At 37.4% G+C, this 24102-nt stretch carries 19 protein-coding genes, 18 tRNA genes and 1 riboswitch; of the genes, 34 read left to right on the plus strand and 3 right to left on the minus strand.

The window, feature by feature from the left end; all coding sequences use genetic code 11:
- The first annotated feature begins 25 nt into the window (after window positions 1-25).
- From BAU17_RS00305 to BAU17_RS00460, 32 genes are all read left to right on the plus strand, one after another.
- A tRNA-Pro gene (locus BAU17_RS00305) sits at window positions 26-99 on the plus strand.
- Between the two features lie 13 nt (window positions 100-112).
- Window positions 113-185, plus strand: a tRNA-Ala gene (locus BAU17_RS00310).
- A 32-nt stretch (window positions 186-217) separates the two neighbouring features.
- A tRNA-Met gene (locus BAU17_RS00315) sits at window positions 218-291 on the plus strand.
- A 14-nt stretch (window positions 292-305) separates the two neighbouring features.
- Window positions 306-379, plus strand: a tRNA-Ile gene (locus BAU17_RS00320).
- 23 nt (window positions 380-402) lie between these two features.
- A tRNA-Ser gene (locus BAU17_RS00325) sits at window positions 403-492 on the plus strand.
- Window positions 493-512: 20 nt separating this feature from the next.
- A tRNA-Met gene (locus BAU17_RS00330) sits at window positions 513-586 on the plus strand.
- 35 nt (window positions 587-621) lie between these two features.
- Window positions 622-698: transfer RNA gene (locus BAU17_RS00335), tRNA-Asp, on the plus strand.
- 1 nt (window position 699) lies between these two features.
- Window positions 700-770 (plus strand) — tRNA-Gly (locus tag BAU17_RS00340).
- A gap of 15 nt (window positions 771-785) precedes the next feature.
- Window positions 786-859, plus strand: a tRNA-Ile gene (locus BAU17_RS00345).
- A gap of 10 nt (window positions 860-869) precedes the next feature.
- A tRNA-Glu gene (locus BAU17_RS00350) sits at window positions 870-941 on the plus strand.
- Window positions 942-953: 12 nt separating this feature from the next.
- A tRNA-Ser gene (locus BAU17_RS00355) sits at window positions 954-1043 on the plus strand.
- A 21-nt stretch (window positions 1044-1064) separates the two neighbouring features.
- Window positions 1065-1138: transfer RNA gene (locus BAU17_RS00360), tRNA-Met, on the plus strand.
- Window positions 1139-1171: 33 nt separating this feature from the next.
- A tRNA-Asp gene (locus BAU17_RS00365) sits at window positions 1172-1245 on the plus strand.
- Between the two features lie 8 nt (window positions 1246-1253).
- Window positions 1254-1326, plus strand: a tRNA-Phe gene (locus tag BAU17_RS00370).
- 11 nt (window positions 1327-1337) lie between these two features.
- A tRNA-Gly gene (locus BAU17_RS00375) sits at window positions 1338-1408 on the plus strand.
- Window positions 1409-1426: 18 nt separating this feature from the next.
- A tRNA-Ile gene (locus BAU17_RS00380) sits at window positions 1427-1500 on the plus strand.
- A 26-nt stretch (window positions 1501-1526) separates the two neighbouring features.
- Window positions 1527-1614 (plus strand) — tRNA-Ser (locus tag BAU17_RS00385).
- A gap of 8 nt (window positions 1615-1622) precedes the next feature.
- A tRNA-Glu gene (locus tag BAU17_RS00390) sits at window positions 1623-1694 on the plus strand.
- A 121-nt stretch (window positions 1695-1815) separates the two neighbouring features.
- A riboswitch (SMK box riboswitch) is annotated at window positions 1816-1901 on the plus strand.
- Window positions 1899-3089, plus strand: coding sequence for a methionine adenosyltransferase (gene metK / locus BAU17_RS00395; RefSeq protein WP_161900832.1), 1191 nt, complete (start codon window positions 1899-1901; stop codon window positions 3087-3089). Its footprint overlaps the riboswitch before it by 3 nt.
- Before the next feature lie 76 nt (window positions 3090-3165).
- Window positions 3166-4629, plus strand: coding sequence for an MDR family MFS transporter (locus tag BAU17_RS00400; RefSeq protein WP_161900833.1), 1464 nt, complete (start codon window positions 3166-3168; stop codon window positions 4627-4629).
- Between the two features lie 30 nt (window positions 4630-4659).
- Window positions 4660-5436, plus strand: coding sequence for an alpha/beta hydrolase (locus BAU17_RS00405; RefSeq protein WP_161900834.1), 777 nt, complete (start codon window positions 4660-4662; stop codon window positions 5434-5436).
- Between the two features lie 308 nt (window positions 5437-5744).
- Complete coding sequence (locus BAU17_RS00410; protein WP_237579056.1) at window positions 5745-7652, plus strand: BglG family transcription antiterminator; 1908 nt, start codon at window positions 5745-5747, stop codon at window positions 7650-7652.
- 2 nt (window positions 7653-7654) lie between these two features.
- Window positions 7655-7936 carry a PTS sugar transporter subunit IIB gene (locus BAU17_RS00415; protein WP_161900836.1) on the plus strand — a complete coding sequence of 94 codons (282 nt, stop codon included), beginning with the start codon at window positions 7655-7657 and terminating at the stop codon, window positions 7934-7936.
- Between the two features lie 14 nt (window positions 7937-7950).
- Complete coding sequence (locus BAU17_RS00420) at window positions 7951-9303, plus strand: PTS ascorbate transporter subunit IIC (RefSeq protein ID WP_161900837.1); 1353 nt, start codon at window positions 7951-7953, stop codon at window positions 9301-9303.
- A 20-nt stretch (window positions 9304-9323) separates the two neighbouring features.
- Complete coding sequence (locus tag BAU17_RS00425; RefSeq protein ID WP_161900838.1) at window positions 9324-10184, plus strand: transketolase; 861 nt, start codon at window positions 9324-9326, stop codon at window positions 10182-10184.
- Window positions 10177-11124, plus strand: a complete 948-nt coding sequence (locus BAU17_RS00430; protein ID WP_161900839.1) for a transketolase family protein — start codon at window positions 10177-10179, stop codon at window positions 11122-11124. The genes BAU17_RS00425 and BAU17_RS00430 overlap by 8 nt, the downstream gene beginning before the upstream one ends.
- A gap of 114 nt (window positions 11125-11238) precedes the next feature.
- Window positions 11239-13968, plus strand: a complete 2730-nt coding sequence (locus tag BAU17_RS00435; protein ID WP_161900840.1) for a sigma 54-interacting transcriptional regulator — start codon at window positions 11239-11241, stop codon at window positions 13966-13968.
- 53 nt (window positions 13969-14021) lie between these two features.
- Window positions 14022-14453 carry a PTS sugar transporter subunit IIA gene (locus BAU17_RS00440; protein ID WP_161900841.1) on the plus strand — a complete coding sequence of 144 codons (432 nt, stop codon included), beginning with the start codon at window positions 14022-14024 and terminating at the stop codon, window positions 14451-14453.
- Window positions 14428-14910 carry a PTS sugar transporter subunit IIB gene (locus BAU17_RS00445; protein WP_161900842.1) on the plus strand — a complete coding sequence of 161 codons (483 nt, stop codon included), beginning with the start codon at window positions 14428-14430 and terminating at the stop codon, window positions 14908-14910. Before BAU17_RS00440 ends, BAU17_RS00445 begins: the two co-directional genes overlap by 26 nt.
- Before the next feature lie 15 nt (window positions 14911-14925).
- Window positions 14926-15708, plus strand: coding sequence for a PTS mannose/fructose/sorbose/N-acetylgalactosamine transporter subunit IIC (locus tag BAU17_RS00450; protein ID WP_161900843.1), 783 nt, complete (start codon window positions 14926-14928; stop codon window positions 15706-15708).
- The gene (locus BAU17_RS00455; RefSeq protein ID WP_161900844.1) at window positions 15701-16498 is read left to right on the plus strand and encodes a PTS system mannose/fructose/sorbose family transporter subunit IID; all 798 of its coding nucleotides are present in this window, start codon (window positions 15701-15703) and stop codon (window positions 16496-16498) included. Before BAU17_RS00450 ends, BAU17_RS00455 begins: the two co-directional genes overlap by 8 nt.
- Before the next feature lie 17 nt (window positions 16499-16515).
- Entirely contained in the window at window positions 16516-17571 is a 1056-nt protein-coding gene (locus BAU17_RS00460; protein WP_161900845.1) for an SIS domain-containing protein, read from the plus strand.
- Window positions 17572-17590: 19 nt separating this feature from the next.
- Here BAU17_RS00460 and BAU17_RS00465 read toward each other — a convergent pair whose 3' ends face one another.
- A complete protein-coding gene (locus BAU17_RS00465; protein ID WP_161900846.1) occupies window positions 17591-18247 on the minus strand; it encodes a TetR/AcrR family transcriptional regulator in 657 nt (218 codons plus the stop codon).
- A gap of 119 nt (window positions 18248-18366) precedes the next feature.
- On the opposite strand from BAU17_RS00465, the gene BAU17_RS00470 reads away from it, so the two are divergent.
- Both BAU17_RS00470 and BAU17_RS00475 read left to right on the plus strand, forming a co-directional pair.
- A complete protein-coding gene (locus BAU17_RS00470; RefSeq protein WP_161900847.1) occupies window positions 18367-20076 on the plus strand; it encodes an ABC transporter ATP-binding protein in 1710 nt (569 codons plus the stop codon).
- Between the two features lie 2 nt (window positions 20077-20078).
- A complete protein-coding gene (locus BAU17_RS00475) occupies window positions 20079-21848 on the plus strand; it encodes an ABC transporter ATP-binding protein (protein WP_161900848.1) in 1770 nt (589 codons plus the stop codon).
- A gap of 319 nt (window positions 21849-22167) precedes the next feature.
- Here the strand turns inward: BAU17_RS00475 and proC are convergent, their stop codons facing one another.
- Together proC and BAU17_RS00485 are read right to left on the minus strand one after the other, a co-directional pair.
- The gene (gene proC, locus BAU17_RS00480) at window positions 22168-22998 is read right to left on the minus strand and encodes a pyrroline-5-carboxylate reductase (protein WP_161900849.1); all 831 of its coding nucleotides are present in this window, start codon (window positions 22996-22998) and stop codon (window positions 22168-22170) included.
- Window positions 22998-23993 (minus strand): DMT family transporter, encoded by a 996-nt coding sequence (locus tag BAU17_RS00485; RefSeq protein ID WP_161900850.1) that lies wholly within the window; start codon window positions 23991-23993, stop codon window positions 22998-23000. Before BAU17_RS00485 ends, proC begins: the two co-directional genes overlap by 1 nt.
- Window positions 23994-24102 lie beyond the last annotated feature (109 nt).

Here is a 24102-nt window from a genome sequence, read left to right on the forward strand (position 1 = left end):
ACTCCTCTTGGGCGCGTAGTAATAACGGGAAGTAGCTCAGCTTGGTAGAGCACTTGGTTTGGGACCAAGGGGTCGCAGGTTCGAATCCTGTCTTCCCGATACATAGTTTCATGGGGCCTTAGCTCAGCTGGGAGAGCGCCTGCTTTGCACGCAGGAGGTCAGCGGTTCGATCCCGCTAGGCTCCATATCATTTAAATAAATGATTGTTTTACTTTTTCGCGGTGTAGCTCAGCTGGCTAGAGCGTCCGGTTCATACCCGGGAGGTCGGGGGTTCGATCCCCTCCGCCGCGATTGATTTAGAGCCTGGACCTTTAGCTCAGTTGGTTAGAGCAGACGGCTCATAACCGTCCGGTCGTAGGTTCGAGTCCTACAAGGTCCATTGTGGCATTGTATGTATTTTATGGAGGATTACCCAAGTCCGGCTGAAGGGAACGGTCTTGAAAACCGTCAGGCGGGTAAAACCGTGCAAGGGTTCGAATCCCTTATCCTCCTTTGAACACATTTTATATTATCGCGGGATGGAGCAGTCTGGTAGCTCGTCGGGCTCATAACCCGAAGGTCGTAGGTTCAAATCCTGCTCCCGCAATTGCAATCATTGATTGCGAAACAAAACAAAATCATGGTTTGGTAGTTCAGTTGGTTAGAATGCCTGCCTGTCACGCAGGAGGTCGCGGGTTCGAGTCCCGTCCAGACCGCCATGCGGGTGTAGTTTAGTGGTAAAACTACAGCCTTCCAAGCTGTTATCGCGAGTTCGATTCTCGTCACCCGCTTTTGTTTTGTTATTTGGGCCTATAGCTCAGCTGGTTAGAGCGCACGCCTGATAAGCGTGAGGTCGATGGTTCGAGTCCATTTAGGCCCATTATAATCAAGGTCCGTTGGTCAAGCGGTTAAGACACCGCCCTTTCACGGCGGTAACACGGGTTCGAATCCCGTACGGATCATTTATATTTTATGGAGGATTACCCAAGTCCGGCTGAAGGGAACGGTCTTGAAAACCGTCAGGCGGGTAAAACCGTGCAAGGGTTCGAATCCCTTATCCTCCTTTGTAACACATTTTATATTATCGCGGGATGGAGCAGTCTGGTAGCTCGTCGGGCTCATAACCCGAAGGTCGTAGGTTCAAATCCTGCTCCCGCAATTACAATCTTTGGATTGTAAAACAAGAAATATTGGTTTGGTAGTTCAGTTGGTTAGAATGCCTGCCTGTCACGCAGGAGGTCGCGGGTTCGAGTCCCGTCCAGACCGTTATTTTTGGCTCGGTAGCTCAGTTGGTAGAGCAATGGATTGAAGCTCCATGTGTCGGCAGTTCGATTCTGTCCCGCGCCATTACACCTTTCGCGGGTGTAGTTTAGTGGTAAAACTACAGCCTTCCAAGCTGTTATCGCGAGTTCGATTCTCGTCACCCGCTTTGTTTTATTATTAATAGGGGCCTATAGCTCAGCTGGTTAGAGCGCACGCCTGATAAGCGTGAGGTCGATGGTTCGAGTCCATTTAGGCCCATTAAAATCAAATTATCTTTTGGTTTTGGGGAAGTACTCAAGAGGCTGAAGAGGCGCCCCTGCTAAGGGTGTAGGTCGAGAAATCGGCGCGAGGGTTCAAATCCCTCCTTCTCCGTTACGCATGGTCCGTTGGTCAAGCGGTTAAGACACCGCCCTTTCACGGCGGTAACACGGGTTCGAATCCCGTACGGATCATCGAAGCATTCATTTTTGGATGCTTCTTTTTTTTAAGTTATAAGAGAACTTATGCTGACAGTTCGTATTGCGTAGGTAACAATGATTCTTTTTTAGTAAATCATTGTTTCTGCTATAATCAGACCGTGGCAAGTTCCCGAAAGGATTCATTTACTAAGTAAATGAAGATGCCTTGTAACCGACAATTATTTAGGGGGAATCATCATGAGAGAAAGACATTTATTTACTTCAGAATCAGTTTCTGAAGGGCATCCTGACAAAGTTGCTGACCAAATTAGTGACGCAATTTTAGATGCATTATTGGAGAAGGATCCAGCAGCACGTGTTGCTTGTGAGACTTCAGTTACTACGGGATTAGTTTTAGTTTTTGGAGAAGTTTCGACTACAGCTTATGTAGATATTCAAAAAGTTGTACGACAAACAATCAAAGATATTGGCTATACTCGTGCAAAGTATGGATTTGATGGCGATACGGTAGCAGTGTTGGTAGCAATTGACGAACAATCACCAGATATTGCTCAAGGTGTAGATACGGCGTTAGAAGTCAGAGAAGAGAAAAAAGATATTTTAGATGAAATCGGGGCTGGCGATCAAGGCTTGATGTTTGGTTTTGCAGTAGATGAAACACCGGAATTAATGCCTTTACCGATTGCTCTTAGTCATCGTTTAGTGAGACGTTTAGCAGAATTACGTAAATCAGAAGAATTAGATTATTTACGTCCAGATGCGAAATCACAAGTGACTGTCGAGTATGATGATGAAGGAAAACCTCATCGTGTGGATACAGTCGTTATCAGTACACAACATGATGATGCGGCCGATAATGAGACCATTCATCGTGATATCATTGAAAAAGTAATTAAAGAAGTTATTCCATCTGAATTATTAGATGAACAAACAAAATATTATATTAATCCAACTGGACGTTTTGTCATTGGTGGACCTCAAGGGGATGCTGGATTAACCGGACGTAAAATTATTGTTGATACTTATGGTGGATATGCTCGTCATGGTGGTGGTGCATTCTCAGGAAAAGATGCAACAAAAGTTGATCGTTCTGCGAGTTATGCCGCGCGATATATTGCTAAAAATATTGTGGCAGCTAAGCTAGCTTCAAAAGTTGAAGTACAATTAGCTTATGCGATTGGTGTAGCACAACCAGTGTCAATATCAATTGATACCTTTGGCACAGGCAAGGTCTCTCAAGAGAAATTAGTTGAAGCAGTTCGTGAAAACTTTGATTTACGTCCAGCGGGGATTATTCAAATGCTTGACTTACGTCGTCCAATTTATCGACAAACAGCAGCATATGGACACTTTGGTCGTACAGATGTCAACTTACCTTGGGAACAAACTGATAAAGTTGAAGCTCTATTGGCAAGTGTGAAGGAATAAAAGAGGCGACCTCTATTGATGGTAATCAATGGGGGTCGTTTTATTTTTTTATAACATATAAATAAGGAGTGAAATTATGGAAAGAAAAACAAATGTGTTGCTAGTAACAATTGCCATTTTTGTTGCAACATTTATGACTGCAGTTGAAGGTACAATTGTGACAACTGCTATGCCAACAATTGTGGGATCATTACATGGGATTGAAATCATGAATTGGGTCTTTTCAATTTATTTATTGACAAATGCAATGTTAACACCAATTTATGGGAAGTTAGCTGATAAAGTTGGACGAAAACCTATTTTTATTTTTGGAACAGCAATTTTTATTATTGGTTCTGCTTTATGTGGCTTTTCGAATACTATGTTAACTTTAATTGTTTCACGAGCAATTCAAGGAATTGGTGCTGGCGCAATGATGCCGGTTGCTTTGACAATTTTAGCTGATTTATATGATTCAGAAAAACGCGCACGTATGTTGGGATTAAATAGTACTGCGTGGGGAATTGCAAGTGTCGTGGGGCCTTTAGCTGGCGGTTTTATCGTTGATACTGTTGGCTGGCATTGGATATTCTTTATCAATGTACCGATTGGTTTTATTTTAATTGCTATGATTGTCATCTTTTTAATTGAACCTAAAAGAGCAAAAAGTACGCAACGGATGGACTTCTTAGGTAGCTTCTTTTTAATGGCAATGCTTCTAAGTTTGTTATTAGGTTTCCAATATTTAAGTGATAGTGGTTTCCAATGGCAAGTGTTGGCATTATTTGGCGTAACAATTATTGCATGTATCATTTTTATTGCTATCGAAAAACGTGCAGAAGATCCAGTTATTTCTTTAGATTTATTCAAGAATCACGTATTTGTTGTGGTGAATTTAGTCGCAGCTTTGGCTAGTGGTTTTTTAATGGGTGTCGAAGTTTATATTCCAATGTGGATGCAAGGAGTTTTAGGATTAAGTGCTGGAATTGGGGGGCTAGTTTTAGCGCCATTGTCCATATTATGGGTTTGGGGATCATCAATGTCTAGTCGATGGATGACCACCAAAACGTTAAATTGGGTATTATCAACGAGTTTATTAATTGTTTTAATAGGGGGCTTAGGTTTATTTTTAGCACCTACCCAAACGCCTTTTGCATTGTTTTTCTTCATCTCGGCAATAATTGGGATTGGAATGGGAGCGACTACAGTGGTAACAACGATTATGTCTCAAAACAGCGTTCCTACTACTCAACTGGGAATGGCCACTTCATTTAATACTTTAGCGCGTACGATTGGTCAAACGGTTATGGTTTCAGTGTTTGGTATTACATTGAATATGGTGATTTCTTCTAAGTTAGCAGGAACAAGTTTAGCAAGTGATCCTGACATCATGAATCAATTGGTCAATCCACAAACAGCAAAATTATTGTCAGAGGAGGTTCGTGGTCCACTACGAGAAATTTTGTATCAAGGCTTGCATACGGTGTATGCTTTAGCAATTGCTTTAATTATTTTAGCACTAATTATTACACAAACCTTACGGAAAAAAGTGCTACAATAGATGTAGTAAATAGGATTGTGAGGGAATAAAATGGCATTTTTACAAGTAAATGTATATTCAAATGTTTTGGAAATGGAAGTCATGCTCAATGTAATTCTTCCTCAGCAGACGAAAAAACGTTTAGGAACAAATACAAAAGGTGCAACTGAAGATATCGCTGTCTTATATTTATTACATGGTATGCAGGGAAATCATAGTGTTTGGGCGAGACGAACCTCTATTGAGCGTTACGTATCAGGAATGGAGATGGCTGTTATTATGCCATCAACTGATTTGGGCTGGTATACGGACACGACGTATGATATGAACTATTGGACATTTATTTCTGAAGAATTACCGGTAATTTGTCATGAGTTGTTTCCACAGTTGACGACCAAACGTGAAAAAACATTTGCCGCCGGTTTGTCCATGGGTGGTTATGGAGCAATGAAGTTAGGCTTGCGTCATCCCGAACGTTTTGCAGCGGTTGCTTCACTTTCTGGTGCTTTGGCTTTAGCAGAAAGTGTGGATAATTTGTTAGAAATTCGTGGAAAAGTTTATTGGGAAGGTATTTTTGGTCCACTAGATGAAATAAAAGGTTCTGAAAATGATTTGATTTATTTAATTTCTCAACAAAAAATCAAGACAGCACCACGATTTTTTATCACTTGTGGCACAGAAGATGCTTTATATCCAGCAAATACGTATGCGATGAAAAAGATGCAAGAGCAAGGCTTAATGGTGACGTTTGAAGATGGACCAGGTGAGCATGACTGGGCCTTTTGGGATCAGTGGATACAACGAGTTTTAGCTTGGATCAATGAATAATGAAGACCATATATGTGTTATTTTAAATGACATGTATATGGTTTTTTTGTATGATAAGACTTGTTTTATGTAACTTCGGTCTAATGAATTAAAATTTACATAATCAAATTGGACTCAAACGAGCTTTGAATGGAAACGCTTTTAAATTATGATGAATACATGGAGGTGAGCTTATGTTGGACTACCATTTACAAAAATTATTTCAGAAAAAATTCTATGGTTCCTGTTTTTCTTTAGAGGAGTTAGCTTTATATATTGAGATCGATTCGCAGCGACTTTATAAGCAGATACAGGAAGTAAATCATTTTTTGAAAAAAAAGAAACAACCGGAGTTTCGATTTGTAAATGATAACCTTCAATTCCCTGAAAAAATAATTTTTAGTTGGGCAGAATTAAAATTTTTAACTGCTCATTATGATGTTATTTTTACTGAGATTGAGCGCCAACAACTCATCTTTCTGTATTGCTTTTTAGAAGTGGATAATTTATCGGTATACCATTTTCAGGATTTGTTACAAGTCAGTAAAAATACGATTTTGGCGGATATCAAAAAGTTAAGAGAATGTTTAAACAAGCAAGCCATTACTTTAGACTATCAGCGCAAAAAAGGTTTCTACTTGGTTGGAAATGAGTTAGACATTCGCGTTTTAGGACGAAATTTTGTCTCAGAACTACTAGATAGTCAAAGTGGTTATTGGGGACTGACCACCTTACAGGAAAAATTGGAGGCAAATGAGTATTTACACTATCGTCAACAGTTAAAACAAGCGCTTCAAAAAGCCAATTTAACGGTGGTACCTAGTCGAGTGGAAGAAGTTGCCCACTATATTGTATTGCTTAGTGGTCGTGTTCGTCAGCATCGTGTACTGTTCTCCGCTGATGAAAGGCAATTATTAGTATCTTTGCAAGCAGTGAAAGTTGCTCAATATTTTATGAGTGAGACGTCGCAGTTTGATTACCCGAATGAAGAACTATTTTTGACAGCATTGGTCATGACGGTGGTAGAAGGAAGCATTCAAGATCCCGCATTAGATTATTTATTACAAGGTGCGGGACAAATTGTTCAGCGGATTCAAAGCTTTAGTGCAATTGATTTTAAAGACCGAAATCAAACTATTTTGCATGTGTTTTATCATTTAGTACCATCTTTTTTCCGAATTTATTTTGGGTTTCATTTACCAAATGCTTGGACAGACACGGTCAAACGCCAGCACAATGAGTTGTTTAAGTTAACGAAAGTTGCGTTAAAACCTTTAGAACAATTGGCGAACAAAGAGATTCCTGACAACGAAGTAGCGTATTTTACGATTTTATTTGGTGGTGAAAGAGAAAATCAAAAAGATGAACTTACTCGTCAAGTGCGTGCTTTGATTTTGTGTCCAAATGGCATTAGTTCATCTTTAATTATGCAAGCGGAGTTGAAGCAACTATTTCCTAGCATTGATTTTAGTTTGACTAATTCAGTGAAAGAACTAGAAAATATTCCTGAAGAAAACTATGATGTTATTTTTTCCAACACTGCATTATCTTCTGATAAGCCAACGTATGTAGTTCAACCAATTATGTCTATTGAAGAAAAACAACGATTGCTTGTCACTGTGCAAGAAGAACTTTTGTTACCTGGAATGGCTGTTTTAGCACCAGAACAAATTTTGAAAATTATTGAACCATACGTTCACTTACGAGAGGGTGTAAATACAGATAAGTTATTAGAGGTGTTAACCAAAAGAATGACAACACTTCAAAAAAAGAAGGAGGATCATCGACCCATGCTTTCAGAATTGATTACGGCTGATACTATTCAGCTAACGGAAGAACAGTTAACTTGGGAACAAGCGATTGAAATGGCAGCTAAGCCGTTATTGAACCAAGGAAATATTACAAAACATTATATCACTGCAATGATTGACAAAGTAAAAGAATATGGCGCGTTTATTCATATTGGTAAAAACATTGCTCTCCCGCATGCACGACCAGAAGATGGCGTCAAAAAACTGGGAATGTCTTTATTAAAAACATCTCATCCGGTTTTATTATTAGATGATGAAAAACATGCCATTAACATTTTCATTTGTTTAGCAGCTGTAGATAATGACGCGCATTTACGAGCATTAGCCAGTTTAACAAAAATTTTATCAAATGCGAATAATTTAGAACGATTGTTAGCAGCAACAACGAAAGAAGAAATTCAAGAGATATTAAAAGGAGAAGAATAACAATGAGAATAGCAGCAGTTTGTGGATCAGGATTAGGATCAAGTTTTATGGTTGAAATGAATATTAATACAGTTTTAGCAGAATTAGGAATTCAAGGAGTAGAAGTGAATCATTACGATGTAGGAAGCGCAGCACCTGAATTAGCGGATGTCTTTTTTGTAGGCGGCGATTTGGCGGATAGTGTGCAGCATTTAGGGAATGTTGTGGTTCTTGATAGCATCATTGATATGGATGAATTGAGAGATAAAGTGAAGCAAGTTGCAGTAGAAAATAACCTAATGTGATAGGAGGAACGGCGATGAATGGAATTTTAGAGGTCTTAATTGACATTGCTAGTACGCCAGCAATTTTAGTGGCATTAATTGCAGTTTTAGGTCTTATTTTACAGAAAAAACCGATTAGCGATATTATGCGTGGTGGCATCAAAACATTTGTGGGTTTCTTAGTTGTGACGTCGGGGGCAAATGTGATTGTTGCTTCATTGGAGCCTTTTGGTGAAATGTTTCAGCAAGCATTTAATGTCTCTGGTGTTGTCCCAAATAATGAAGCTATTGTGGCATTAGCTTTGGAAGAATTTGGAACGTATACAGCCTTAATTATGTTGGCAGGAATGTTCTTTAATATTGTGATTGCCCGTCTGACGAAATTCAAATATATCTATTTGACAGGTCATGCGATGCTTTATATGGCATGTTTGGTTGCTGTTATTTTGACGACAACTGGTATGACTGGAGCCGTTTTAGTATTGGTCGGTGGTTTAGCGTTAGGTATTGCAAATGCTATTTTCCCAGCAATTGCGCAACCATTTACACGTATGATTACTAAAAACGATTCTGTTGCACTGGGACATACAGGTAATTTCGGGTATGCATTTAGTGGATTAATTGGTAAATGGGTTGGAAATAAAGAAAAATCAACAGAAGATATTCACTTCCCTAAAGGTTTGGCATTTTTGAGAGACTCAACGGTTAGTATCACTTTAACGATGTCAGTGGTTTATGTGATTGTGGCACTATTTGCTGGTGGCGATTATATTTCAGCTAATTTAAGTGATGGCACAAACTATATTATTTTTGCTTTGCAAAAAGCAGGAACGTTTGCTGCTGGGGTTTTCATTATTTTAGCAGGAGTTCGTTTGATTTTAGCAGAGATTGTGCCAGCATTTAAAGGTATTTCGGAAAGATTGGTACCAAATGCTATTCCAGCATTGGATTGTCCGATTGTCTTTCCTTATGCACCAAATGCAGTATTAATTGGATTCTTCTCAAGTTTTGTTGGAGGGATTGTGAGTTTAATTATTATGGCGATGACCGGTTCAGTGATTATTTTACCTGGCGTCGTTCCTCATTTCTTCTGTGGTGCGACTTCTGGTGTATATGGTAATGCAACAGGGGGCTTACGAGGAGCAATTATCGGATCGTTCTTACAAGGGATGTTGATTAGCTTTATGCCAATTTTCTTGATGCCTGTATTAGGTAATTTAGGATTTGCAGGTTCGACTTTCTCTGATACTGATTATGGTGTTGTGGGTATCTTTATGGGAAGCATTGCAAATATGGGTGGTCAAGTTGCCGTTATTTCAGGTATCGTAGCTGTCTTAGCAGGGATGATTTTATTGACGATTTTTGGAAAACGTAAAGCTGCAAAATAAAAAGGAGGCATCTTGCCGAAATGGATGAACAAACAGTAACGAAATTAAGTGTCTTGGCTGATAAAGTACGTTTAGATACCTTACAAACATTAAAGAATATGGGGTATGGTCATTTAGGAGGTTCGTTTTCAATTGCTGAATTATTAGCTGTCTTATATGGAAAGCAAATGAAAATTGACCCTAAAAACCCAAAATGGGAAGAGCGCGATCGCTTAGTTTTATCAAAAGGACATGCAGGACCAGGGTTATATGCGATGCTTGCTGAAATGGGCTATTTTGAGAAAAGTATGCTAGCAACCCTCAATGAAGGTGGGACTAATTTGCCGTCTCACCCAGACCGATTAAAAACGCCAGGTGTTGATGCAACAACGGGTTCGTTAGGACAAGGGACCTCTGTCGCAGCAGGAATCGCCACAGGACTACGTTTGGATAAAAAAGAAAATTACGTCTATTTGATTTGTGGGGATGGCGAATTAAATGAAGGTCAATGTTGGGAAGCTTTTCAGTATCTAGCACATTTCAAGTTAAATAATTGTATTGTGATTATTGACGACAATAAAAAACAGTTAGATGGTCTAACCGTAGATATTATGAACCCTTTTGATTTTCAGAAGAAAATGGAAGCGTTTGGTTTTTACACATTGCGTGTGAAAGGACATGATATACAAGGTATCGATGAGGCGATTAATGAACTAAAAACCGTCGAGGATCAAGCTGTGTGTCTTGTGTTAGATAGCATCAAAGGACAAGGAGTTCCTTATTTTGAAGTGTTACAAGACAATCATTCCGTTAAATTTAACAATGATGAAATCAACCAAGCGACAGAAGAGGCAATTGCGCTGCTAGAAAAATCAATTAAGGAGCGTGAAGTCCATGTTTAAATTGACAGATAACCAAGAAATTGGCAAAGAATTACGCATGGTCGTGGTCGATACTATCAAGGAATTAATGAAAGAAAATGACCGAGTGATTGCTTTAGATGCAGATTTAGGTAGCGCGAGTGGATGGACTTCACTGGAAGGTTCAAGCAAAGAACGGTTCTTTAATATGGGGATTGCTGAAGCAAATATGGTTGGTGTTGCTGCTGGTTTGAGTTTAGAAAAATTTGTCCCATTTATTCATACTTTTGGACCTTTTGCGACGCGTCGTGTGTTTGACCAGATGTTTATTTCTGGTGGCTATGCGGGGAATACGATTAATGTTTATGGTTCTGATCCAGGTTTTGCTGCAGGTCCTAATGGTGGAACGCATACTACTTGGGAAGACGTGGCATTGATGCGGATGATTCCTAATTCTGTGATTTGTGATGCGGCTGATGAAGTTCAAATGGCATGGATTATTCGAGAATTCAGTCAGATGACTGGGGTACATTATGTACGTGGCAATCGCAAAGCAGTGCATAAAGTCTATGAACCAGGGTCAACTTTTGAGTTAGGTAAAGGCAATTTATTGCAAGAAGGAACCGATATTTTGTTGGTTGCAGCTGGACAGCTAGTATTTGAAACATTATTATTGGCAAAACGTTTGTCAGACAAAGGCTACTCTGTGTCAGTTATTGATATGTTTACGATTAAGCCACTGGATAAGCAATTGTTATTGGAACAAGCGAATGGTAAGCAAGTAATCATAACGATTGAGAATCATTCGATTTATGGTGGCTTGGGTAGTGCAGTAGCTGAAACATTAGCAGAAAACGCTTGTGCGGTGCCACTAAAAAGAATAGGTGTGGATGAACGTTTTGGACAAGTAGGCACGCCAGCTTTCTTACAAGAAGAATTTGGTTTGACAGTCGATAAGATTGAAGAACGAGTTGGATTGTGACAAGTAAGGATGAAAAGGTTCAGGAGATTTTCTCTTGAACCTTTTTATTTTATAGTCAGAAGGTTGAAATCGGTCTCATTTCTCTCTAAAATTGAAAGGAAAGGAGGAAGAGCGATGAAAACTTTAGAAGAAAAAATTATTTCGTTTGCAAATGAAAAGTGTCAGATGCTTACAGTGAAAGAATTGGATCGCGCTTTTTTTACAACTACTGAATTAGAAGATTTTTTTCATATTGGTAGAACGCAAGCTAGTCGTGCGGCTAATAATTTGGTTAACCAGAACATATTATTCAAAATTAACACTCGTCCAGTATTATTTTCTTTAAAGTATGCATTTGAAGAAAAATACAATCTGTCAGTAGTTTCAGAATATAATAGTTTGTCTCAACTTATAAGTGATATATTAGATACTCCAAGTGAAACTGTCTTTGAAAAAATGATTGGTTATGAAGGAAGTCTAGCAGAATCAATTGAACAATTAAAAACAGCTGTTTATTATCCTGGCAATGGCTTACCGGTCATGTTGATGGGGGAAACCGGTGTAGGGAAAAGTTATTTTGTTCAGATTATGTATCAATATATGGTGAAAGCTAATTTAGTTGAAGAAAATGCCCCTTTTATTACGCTAAATTGTGCTCAGTATTATAATAATCCAGAACTTCTGTCCGGTTTATTATTTGGTTATGCAAAGGGTGCTTTTACCGGGGCATATGAAAACCGTAAAGGGTTACTAGAAGAAGCGGATAATGGTTTGCTGTTTCTGGACGAAGTGCATCGACTCAATGCAGAAGGGCAAGAAAAATTGTTCACTTTTATGGATAAAGGCAATTTTTCGCGAATTGGGGAAACGAAAGACCGGCAAGCAAAGGTCCGGCTAGTATTTGCTACTACCGAGAAGACAAATGTATTTTTACAAACCTTTTTACGACGAATTCCCATACAAATTTATATTCCTACGATTAATGAACGCTCAATTTTAGAAAAAAGACAAATAATAGAACATTTATTTAAAAAAGAGAGTGTAATCATTCAACGCTCTATTGAAGTAACTCCAAGAGTGATGAATATTTTGTTACAAACTATGTATACTGGAAATATTGGAGAGCTAGAAAATACGATCAAATATACATGTGGTAGTGCATTGTCTCAAAGTTCTTCAGAAGAAACGATTCAGATTAAGATAAAAGATATGCCTCAAAAAGTATATGAAAAAATAGAAGCACAATGGCCTTTAGTAAATGTCGGAGGAGATAATTTCTTTTTCTCCAAAGAAGGACATGTGACGGAAGTTTCGAATGCAACGAATGAATTAAAAAAATTTATGCAACATATGAATGTTGTTTTTGAACAATTTCAAAAGGATACTCCTTATGAGATTAAACAGCAGCTTTATCAACAAGTCATTAAATTTATTGATGAATTAGTTTTTCAGGAAATGCAGACAAATCAAGTTGCATTAGAAAAGTTTATTCTGTCAACGATGCAAGATATTTTCCGAGAAATGGACGATCAAAATAAAGTTCATTATGATGGAAATATTATGCTATTTTTATCTCACTATATTTATAGCTATATTTTAAAAGGTGTTCAGATAATAGAAGGTATAACTCCTGCGCTTAAACTATTTATTAGACAGCAGTATAAAATAGAAATGAGGGTGTTACAAAAACTACTACCCGAGATAGAAAAGCGATTGGATATACATTTTTCAGAGGTTGATCAACTATTATTTGCGCTCTTTTTTGCGACATTAGAAAGCTCTGAGCGGAAAATTGAGTTAGACGCACTGATTATCGCTCATGGTTATGCGACAGCTAGCAGTATTGCAAATGTTTGTAACCGTATGTTAGGAGATGTGACGTTTACTGGAATTGATATGCCTATTGAAGCGACTATTCATGATATATCAAAAAAAGTACGCGAATATATTGATGAACATTTGGTTGATCAAGGACTGATTTTGCTAATTGATATGGGTTCTTTAAATATGATTTATGAAGAGCTAAAACAAAATGTTTCCATTCCATTGTTGTTCATTGATCAATTGAATACACCCATGGCTTTAGAAATTGGGAATTTAATGCAACAAGGAAAGTCCATTTTAGAAATTGCGGATAACATGCAAGATGTAATTATGCCAAATGTTCAAGTATTTCAGCCGGCTAGAAGTAAGAAACGAGCAATTATTACCACTTGTTTTTCTGGATTAGGAATTGCCATTCAGATTCAAAAGTTACTATATGCTTGTTTGGAAGGTATTTTAGATGTAGATATTATCCCGATTGAGTTTAATGAATTGAAGGAAAAAGGCATTACGGAAGCATTATCAGCGAAATACGATATTCTTTCAATTATTGGAACAAATAATTTGTACATTCCTCAAGTCGAATTTGTGTATTTGGAACATATTATTTCTGGAGATGGGGATGGGCAACTGCATAAAATCTTTGAGAATTTGTTATCGGAACAAGAAATTCGCGAAATTAATAATCGGTTGGTTAAAAATTTCTCTCTTATACGTGTGATAGATTCACTCACTATTTTAGATACCAAACGGATTATGGAGTTAGTGGAAACTTGTATACAAGAATTGGAACAACGGCTCAATTTGTTACTAACTAATGCAAGAAAAGTCGCGATGTATGTCCACGTTAGTTGCATGGTTGAACGATTGATTCGTCATTCAGAAATTACCGAGTTTCCAGATTTAGAACAATTTTCTTTTGAAAATCAAAAAGAAATTCGTGTGATTCAAGATGTCTTTAGTGTGCTGGAAACTGTATATAGTGTAACAGTACCTTTAGAAGAAATTGGTTATATTTATAATATTCTGTATGTTACGTAACGTGTCACTAGTTGGCACGTTTTTTGCATTTAAAAAGATAAAGGAGGGAGAAGATGAATTATTTAATTGCTACCCACGGTGAATTTTCGAAAGGAATTATTGATGCAGTTCATCTCATTGCAGGAGAAGATATTCAATTAGATTATTTTTCAATGTCAAAATCAAAATCAGCGGAAAGTGCTGAAATAGAAGTACGGAAATACCTGAAGGAAAAAAAAGGCCAACCATTAATCGTATTGACGGATGTGTTTGGAGGAAGTGTAGCGAATTTATTTACATCGTTACTGTTAGAAGACAACTCCTTTCAGTTAGTCACAGGAGTTAGTCTACCAATGATTTTAAGTATGGTATTAACAGTTGAATCAGACAGTCAAATGCTAGTTTCATTAGGAATAGAAGAAGCAAAAAAAGGAATCGTTCATGTAAATGAACTGTTATTGACAAAAGGGGGAATAGGAAATGACGATATCATTATTGAGGATTGATGATCGCTTAATTCACGGACAAGTTGCTTTTGGGTGGACTTCATCTTTAGGGGTAAACACTATTTTAGTTGTTAACGATGAAGCAAAAAATGATCAAATGAAGGCGATGGCGTTAAACTTAGCCAAGCCAAGTAATGTCAATTTATATATTCGTGGAGTGGAAGAATCGGGCGAGATTGTTCAAAAATTTAGTACTTCTAAAAAGAGCAATGTTCTGGTTTTAACGAAAAACACAGAAGATACGAAAAAGCTATTAGAAAATGCTGGAAATGTGATTAAAGAAATAAATATTGGTGGCTTACGATATTCGGAAGGTAAGAAAAAATTAACAGATTTAGTTGCTGTTGACGAAAAAGATATTGAAAATTTAAAAGCCATTCAGCAGATGGGAATTGATGTAGAATTTCGCATGCTGCCCAGAGACCGTCGTCGAGAGCTAAAAGATTTTGATATTTAGAGAGGGGGAATCGAAATGTTAGCACAAGCCTTGATGTTAGGATTGCTTGCTGGAATTGGTATTTTAGATGGACGTGTATTTGGGCAAATGATGTTTGATCGACCTCTAATTATGGGATTATTCGTAGGATTAGTTTTAGGCGATATGAAACAAGGAATTATTATTGGTGCACAACTAGAATTAATTTGGATGGGAATTGCTGGGATTGGTGCAGCTACGCCTCCAGACATCGTTACTGGTGGTATTTTAGGTACAGCATTTGCGATTATTTCTGGAAGTGGCGTTGAAGTAGCTTTGGCCTTGGCTGTACCGATTGCTGTCTTAGCACAATCGTTAGGAGTTCTTGTTCGTATTGTAAATACTTATTTTGCTCATAAAGCGGATAAGTATGCTCAAGAAGCTAACTTTAAAGGAATTGCCATTTCGATGTGGATACCAGTAAGTCTCTTCTTTTTAAGTACCTTCTTACCGACATTTTTAGCAGTTTTATTAGGTGCTGATCAAGTATCTAATTTGATCGAAGCAGTACCGAAAGTATTATTAGATGGTATGGCAGTTGCGGGACGTTTATTACCAGCTATTGGTTTTGCTTTATTAATGGACATGCTTTTTTCAAGAAAAATGGCGCCATTTTTCTTTTTAGGGTTTTTAGCAGCTGCCTTTTTAGGAATTAATATTACAGCCATTGCACTATTCGCTGCATGTATTTCTTTAATTTTACATTTTTATATTGAACCTAAAAAAGAGAGTGTTGTTGTTGAGAGCAATCTAACGGAAGGGGAGATTGATTTTGAATAAAGTATCGAAAAAAGAATTACGCAGTATGTTCTGGCGTTCGTTTGCATTACAAGGAGCGTTTAACTATGAACGTATGCAGAATATTGGATATGCATATTCAATGGTACCCATTATTCGGAAATTATATTCTAAAAAAGAAGATCAAGTCCAATCGCTTACTAGGCATTTGGAGATTTTTAATACAACACCAGCTGTTGTGCCATTTATTTTGGGCATTTCTTCAGCGATGGAAGAAGAAAATTCGAATAATCCAGGGTTTGATGAGCAATCAATTAGTGCTGTAAAAACATCACTAATGGGACCATTGGCAGGGATTGGTGATTCCATTTTTTGGGGAACATTAAGAATTATTGCAGCAGGAATTGGCGTTTCTTTAGCTTCGGATGGAAATATATTTGGTCCGTTGTTGTTTTTCTTGATTTTTAATATTCCCAATTTTGCCTTGCGAATTTTTGGATTGAAGCTAGGGTATCAAGTTGGGGTGAATTCATTGGATCGTATCCAAAAAGAAGGTTTGATGGATAAAATTATGTCCGTTGCTACGATTATTGGTTTATCTGTTGTGGGTGGCATGGTAGCAACGATGCTTGATATTACAACACCTTTGCAATGGAATTTAAGTGGTGCTGAAATTGTTGTACAAGATATTTTAGATCAGATACTCCCCAAAATGCTACCTTTAGTATTCACATTTGCAATTTATCGACTACTGAAAAAATTTAGCGTTACGTGGTTAACACTAGGAATTATTGTGTTTGGAATCGTGATGCATCTATTCAATATTTTATAATACAAAGGAGAATGAATATGTCTACAATTGAAAATTACATGTTAGAGACCCCAGAAAAAATGTTGGAAATTATTGAGAAAGCACCTGAATTGTTTCGTGAGATTAAGAAAGCCTCGATTAATAAAATTATTTTAACTGGTTCTGGAACAAGTTACCATTCAGGGTTACAAATGAGCAGACAATTACAACACCTTCTACAAATGGAAGTGGTAGCGATGTATCCATTTGAAATGAATGAAGATACATTCTTAATGGATAATGAACAAACTTTAGTTGTTGGAATTTCTCAAGGAGGAAGTAGTTACTCAACGTACAATGCAATGAAATTGGCAAAAAGCAAAGGATGTCTTACTGCATCAATGGCAGGAGCAGAGGGTGCTTTTATTGATGAGGTCGCCGATTATATTTTAACTGTTTATTGTGGAGAAGAATTAGCAGGAGCTAAAACAAAAGGGTTTTATTGTACAAAATTAAACCTTTTATTATTAGCTTTATCGATTGGTTTGGAGCAAAATAGGTTAACATTAGATACATTTACGGAAAAGGTTGAAGAGGTGAAAAAAGCTGCGGAACATTTTAAAGGTGTCTATGATGCTTCGGAAGAGTGGATTGAACAAAATAAAGAACGTTTAGCTAATTCTCAGGAAATCCGGATTACCGGTCCAGCAAATAATTACGGTGATATCTTAGAAAGCGCGTTGAAATTATTGGAAACGATGCGTTGTCCGGTTACGGGATATGAATTTGAAGAGTTTATTCACGGGATTTATAATGCTATTGATGAAAAATCGACAGTTTTCATTTTAGATGATGGTAGCGAACCACGTTCAAAGAAAATGAAGGAAGTCTTATCTGAATGGTCAGAGACTATCTTTTTACTAACGACGTATGAATCTGAACATGCCGATTTGGTGTTACCAACTATTCAAAGTAGTGATTTTCTAACATTTAATTTTATTATTCCGCTACAATTGATTTGCGCAAAAATTCCAAGCTTACGTGGAGTAGACCCATCTACACCTAAAGATCCTCAATTTCATATGAAACTAGGTTCTAAAAAATTTAACAAATAAACACAACCCTCGATGAAACTCATCGAGGGTTTGTTTTGTCTAAGCCAGCGAGGTAGACGGTCACACTGGTCATAAAGATTGCTTTAGCATCTTCTTGTTGTTCACGTTGATTCATGGCGAACATGAAGGAGGTTAGGTTTTGTGATTTGGCATACGACTGCATCCATTGAACGGAATGTTGCAAGGATTGGTTGCCTTCTTGCATATTTTGCCGTAATTGTTCTTCTTTTTGCTGGTCTAATAAATAACCGATCAATAAAAAGTGGAGCGATAAGACAGTGTGTCGGCTTTGATAGAGCGAATATCCTTGCTTCACTAAGAGTTGATTCATGGCTTCGATATGTTCCATGCGACTTGGGTAGGCAGGAACAGTATTAATTTCTAACTCTGCCCCACAAGGGAACGTCGTATATAAATCATAATAGGCGCTTAAAAAAGCGAGTAATTGGTCATGATAAGACAAGGTAGTATCTGGAAGTTTTAGTTGCTGCTCCATTGTTTCAACCATTCCTTGTAACAAATCCTGTTTATCTTTGAAATACCAGTAAATGGCAGGGGCTTTGATATCTAATGCGCGTGCCAAGCTACGCATAGACAAACCGTCAATTGTTCGTGTTTCATGTAGGATATCAAAGGCGGTTTGAATGATTTTTTCCTTCGATAATTCTTTTTTCATTATAAGACATCCTTTTGGTTGCAATTGAATTTTAAACGTGGTAAATTATTTACTTGCCTTTTATTTTACAGTGTTAAATAAAAGGTGTCAATTTGACTAAAAAGGAGTGTCGAATCGCGATGGATTTAGTGTTGAAACATGTAAAAAAGTATAAGCTAGCAGTTAGTATTTCATTGCTATCTGTGATAGCGATGGTTGTTGCCTCGTTATGGCAGCCAAAGTTATTGCAACAAGTGTTAGAAGCAATTCTGACCGAAAATAATGATCAAATGGCCGAAATTGGAGTCTATTTAATTAGTTTAGCTGTGATGGGGCTAGTCGCTGGCGTCTTAAATACGATTTTTTCGGCAAAAGTAGCCCAAGGGGTGAGTGCCGATATTCGTGAAGAGGCTTTTCGGAAAGTCCAAACGTTCTCATTTGGGAATATTGAACAATTTTCTGCTGGAAACATTGTGGTACGTTTGACCAATGATGTGAACCAAATTCAAAATTTAGTGATGATTTCACTGCAATCGTTGTTTCGCATTCCGATTTTATTTATAGGAAGTTTTATTTTGGCGATGTCTACGTTGCCTCAATTATGGTGGATTATTGTGGCGTTAATCGTCGCAGTTGTCGTAATTACCGGCTTGTCTTTCACACGGATGGGCAAACATTTTATGATTATTCAAAACTTGATTGACAAAGTCAACAATGCTGCAAAAGAAAACTTAATGGGTGTCCGAGTAGTAAAATCTTTTGTCCAAGAAAAAAATCAATTACAGTCATTTACGAAAGTTAGTGATGAGCTGACAACACATAATATTATTGTTGGAACGCTATTTTCAGTGATGATTCCATCATTTATGTTAGCAGCGAATTTAGCAATGGTTGGTGCTATTTTCTTTGTTAGCAATTTAGCAGAGAAAGACCCAACAGTTATTGGTAGTGTCGCTTCCTTTATGAGCTATTTGATGCAAATTATGATGGCAATTATTATTGGTGGCATGATGATGATGATGACATCAAGAGCTGCAGTTTCATTAAATCGAATCAAAGAAATTTTAACGACTGAACCCGATCTTGTGTATCCAGATACACCGGAGCAAGAATTGACAGGAAGTGTGACTTTTGACCATGTGTCTTTCCGTTATCCAGGAGATGAAAAAGATACGTTGAAAGACATTAGTTTCCAAATTCAATCAGGTGAAATGATTGGTATTGTGGGTGCGACCGGTTCAGGTAAATCAACATTGGCACAATTGATTCCACGTTTATTTGATCCAACAGAAGGAAGTGTAGCTGTTGGCGGAGTAGACTTAAAAGAAGTTAATGAGAAAAGTTTACGACAAACTGTTTCCTTTGTTTTACAACGCGCCATTCTGTTTTCGGGAACGATTGCCCAAAACTTGCGCCAAGGTAAACCTGATGCGACTGAAAAAGATATGGAAAAAGCGACAACTATCGCACAAGCCAGTGAATTTATTGAAAAACTTGCAGATGGTTACAATGCACCAGTTGAAGAACGGAGTGCCAATTTTTCTGGTGGGCAAAAACAACGCTTGTCTATTTCACGTGGCGTTATTGGAGAACCTAAAATCTTAATTTTAGATGATAGTACAAGTGCGTTAGATGCTCGTTCAGAACGTTTGGTTCGTGAAGCATTGGATCGTGATTTAAAAGAGACGACCACAATTGTGATTGCGCAAAAAATTGCCTCTGTTGTTAAAGCCGATCGCATTTTGGTCTTAGATGAAGGTCGTCTAGTGGGTGAAGGTACGCATAGTGAACTAGTTGCAAATAATGCGATTTATCAAGAAATTTTTGATACACAGAAAGGAGCAGAATAAGTATGACAGATTTGGTTAAAGCAAGTAAATTCTTTTATCATTATTTAAAGCGATACAAAGTCTCATTCTTCTTCATTTTTCTCGCAATTATTGTGGCAACTTATCTCCAAGTCAAAGCACCACAATTGACCGGAGAAGCCATCCAAGAATTGGCAAACTATGTCGTGGGACTAAGTCAAGGTGTGAACGATAAGAGCGCCTTTCTTTCGATTACGTTAAAATTATTGCTCTTTTATGTTTTAGCAAGTGCAGCGAACTTTATTTATAGTATTTTATTTACACAAGTCGTTGGGAAATCGACCAACCGTATGCGGATTGGTTTATTTAATAAATTAGAAAAAATGACGATTCGTTTCTTTGATTCCCATCAAGATGGTGAGATTTTGAGTCGTTTTACGAGCGATTTGGACAACATTCAAAATAGTTTAAACCAATCATTGCTGCAATTTTTTACCAATAGTGCGCTACTAGTTGGGATTTTATGGATGATGTTTCGTCAAAATGTAACGTTGGCATGGGCAACAGTCGCTTCCACACCGATTGCTATTTTGTTAGCGGTGGTTGTTATTCAGAAAGCCCGTAAATATGTTGATTTGCAACAAGATGAAGTTGGTAAATTAAATGGTTATATGAATGAAAAAATCAGTGGACAACGAATTATTATTACAAACGGCTTGCAAGAAGAAACGATTGACGGCTTTTTAGCACATAACGAAAAAGTGCGTGCAGCAACATTTAAAGGACAAGCTTACTCAGGGATGTTGTTTCCTTTGATGCAAGGAATGTCTTTAGTCAATACGGCAATTGTGATTTTCCTCGGTGGTTGGTTAGCGCTAAACGGTGACGTGGAGCGAGCAACAGCTTTAGGATTAGTTGTGATGTTTGTTCAGTATTCTCAACAATATTATCGTCCATTGATGGAAATTTCTTCTGGGTATAGTATGATTCAATTGGCAGTTACAGGTGCCCGTCGTTTGAATGAAATGTTTGATGAACCAGATGAAGTAAAACCGGCAAACGGTGCTAAAATTAATGGTGTACAAGAAGCAGTGGCATTGAATCATGTTGAATTTGGTTATCAACCAGATAAAATGATTTTAAAAGATGTCTCTATTCAAGTAAACAAAGGTGAGATGGTCGCTCTCGTTGGACCGACTGGTTCAGGAAAGACGACGATTATGAACTTACTCAACCGTTTTTATGATGTGGATCAAGGTTCAGTTACCTTTGATGGCATAGATATCCGTGAATTAGACTTAGATTCCTTGCGACGAAATGTGGGGATTGTATTGCAAGATTCCGTGCTATTTTCTGGAACTATTCGTGAAAACATCGTCTTTGGAAAACCTGATGCGACAGATGAAGAAGTTTATCATGCAGCCAAACAAGCAAACATTCATGATTTTATTTTAGGCTTGGAAAATGGATATGATACACAGATTACTGAAGAAAATAGTGTCTTTAGTACCGGACAGAAGCAATTAATTAGTATTGCTCGAACGATTATTACTAATCCATCCTTATTAATTTTGGATGAAGCGACGAGTAATGTCGATACCGTTACCGAGGCAAAAATTCAAAAAGCGATGGATGAAGCGATTAAAGGACGTACAAGCTTTGTGATTGCCCATCGCTTGAAAACCATTTTAAATGCTGACCGTATCGTTGTTTTAAAAGACGGCCAAGTAATTGAAGAAGGCAACCATCATGCGTTATTAGCACAAGAGGGTTTTTATGCGGAACTGTATCACAATCAGTTTGTATTCGAATAAAAGAAATAACCTGTAAAAATGAAAACCATTTTTACAGGTTATTATTTGCATTAAATTCTTGAAAAATAATCAATTTGGTAGGACATGTTCTGGCGTATGTATCGGGGACTCTCGCCCATGCTTGTGATTGAAACTATGACATCAGGCACGAAAGAATGATGGTGATGTGCAATGGTTTTAGTGGAACTGCTCGCTAAAATATAGTGAATAATAAAAAGCCTAGAGTAATCTATACCAACCCCCAATTCTAACTTTTGGGGGGCGGTATATCTACTCAAAGCTTTTTGTTAGGGAAGATTCGTGTATTGGCAAGGAGGCACTATTTTTTTGCTTGATTCATTAAGTCTAAATCTTTTTCGATTGTTGCATCAATCCCTTTAATAACTGTTGAAATAAAGGCATTATTTTCTAATTCGACTAAACCAGCAACAGTTGTGCCGCCAGGTGAGCAGACGCGATCAATTAAAGTCCAAGGATTTTCTTTTGATTCTTCAATCATTTTGGCACTACCTAGAACAGCTTGTGTCGCAATTTCTAAAGCAATGTCTTTGGGTAAGCCATTTTTTACACCAGCACGAGCGATTGAATCAATGAATAGGTAAGCATAAGCTGGTGAGCTTCCTGCAAGGGCTGTAAAGTTTGAGAAATTCTTTTCTTCTAATTCCCAAGCACGACCAATTTTATTAAACATATCAACGATTAATGAAACATCTTCTTTGGCTGCAAACTGATTACCACAAACAGCTGCGGCTCCTTCGCCCACCATGGCATTCACGTTTGGCATCACGCGGACAACTTTAACAGGCTGATTTGTTTCAAAAATATCATAAATTGCTTCAGTTGTCGTACCTGCAGCAATCGAAACAAGCAAAGGTTGTTTTTCTAAAATACCTTCTTTAGCATTTAATAATGCGGTGCGTACAATGTTTGGTTTCACTGCTAATACTAAGACGTCTACGTTTGCAATTACTTCTTCAGGTGAGTTCATTGCATGGGCACCTAGGGTATCTGCAAATTGTTGTACTTTTTCGGTTAAAATATCGAATAAATAAACTTGTGAACCACTAATAAATTCTTTTGCAACGATTCCTTCAACAATGGCAGAAGCCATATTACCGACACCGATAAATCCAATTTTAAAATTTTTCATTATTTGACACTCCCTAATTTAGTTTGTTGTAGTTCTTTTTTTTGTTTATGTGGTGAATAGTTCATCATAATAATCGATAAGCAAACTAATGCTAAACCAACTAATAATGGTACGGTGAATTTTTCACCTAAGATAACAGATAGAATACTACCTGAAATTGGCATAATAAATTTATAAACAGATAGCTCACTTAAGTTTGCGTATTGCGCACACCAGTACCATAAGCTAAATGGAATCGCTGATGCCGCCGCTAAAATAATTAATAAGATGATTCCTAGCGGTGTCCAAGTGATAATGCTTAAATCACCACCCATAGATAAGCCAATGAGTAATAAAACAAAACCACCAATGACTAAGTTCCAACCAGTCATGACAAATGAGTTTAAGGTAGAACCTAATTTTTTTGCTAGCATCGTTGCAAGTGCTGCTAATAATCCGTAGATTAACATGAAGCCTTCACCAGTGAAAGAGAAAGAAAATAAATCGGTCAATGATGTGCCACCTTTAATCTGTGAAATCGTTAATCCAGCAAAACCAATCATCAATGCTGCGGTTTTTTTAGTTGTTAATTTATCATTTTTATAAGCAAAATGCGCTAAAATTACAGCAAAGAAAATAGTTGATTGCGCTAAAATAGTTGAATTGATGGTTGAGCTGATATTAACATTGCCGATGTTAAAGAAGAAATAGGCAGCAGTTGTTGAGACAAGTCCCATCAATACGACGTCACCCCATTGCTTTTTGGTTACTTTAAAGATATTTTGTTTGATACACATAGCAAAGACTAAAGTCATTAAACCTGCTAAAATAAAACGGATACTGATGACAGACAACACTTGACCAATATATTGGTCACCTAAAAGTGCGCGATCAATGCCTAATTCGGTATTCATCACTTTAATTAATTTAAACGGTGTACCCCAGATAACATTGGTTAAAATGGCTGCAGCAGTTATCACAGCAGCTGAAGGGGCAATTATTTTTTTCTTATCCATTATAAATTCCTCACTTTAATATATTTTTTGAATAATGGTTACCATTCGCTTTAATGTGTTTGTATTCACAATCTAAAAGGTAGCTTTCTTTGTAATTACATGTTATATT

Source organism: Candidatus Enterococcus willemsii (assembly GCF_009933335.1).
Classification (GTDB): domain Bacteria; phylum Bacillota; class Bacilli; order Lactobacillales; family Enterococcaceae; genus Enterococcus_F; species Enterococcus_F willemsii.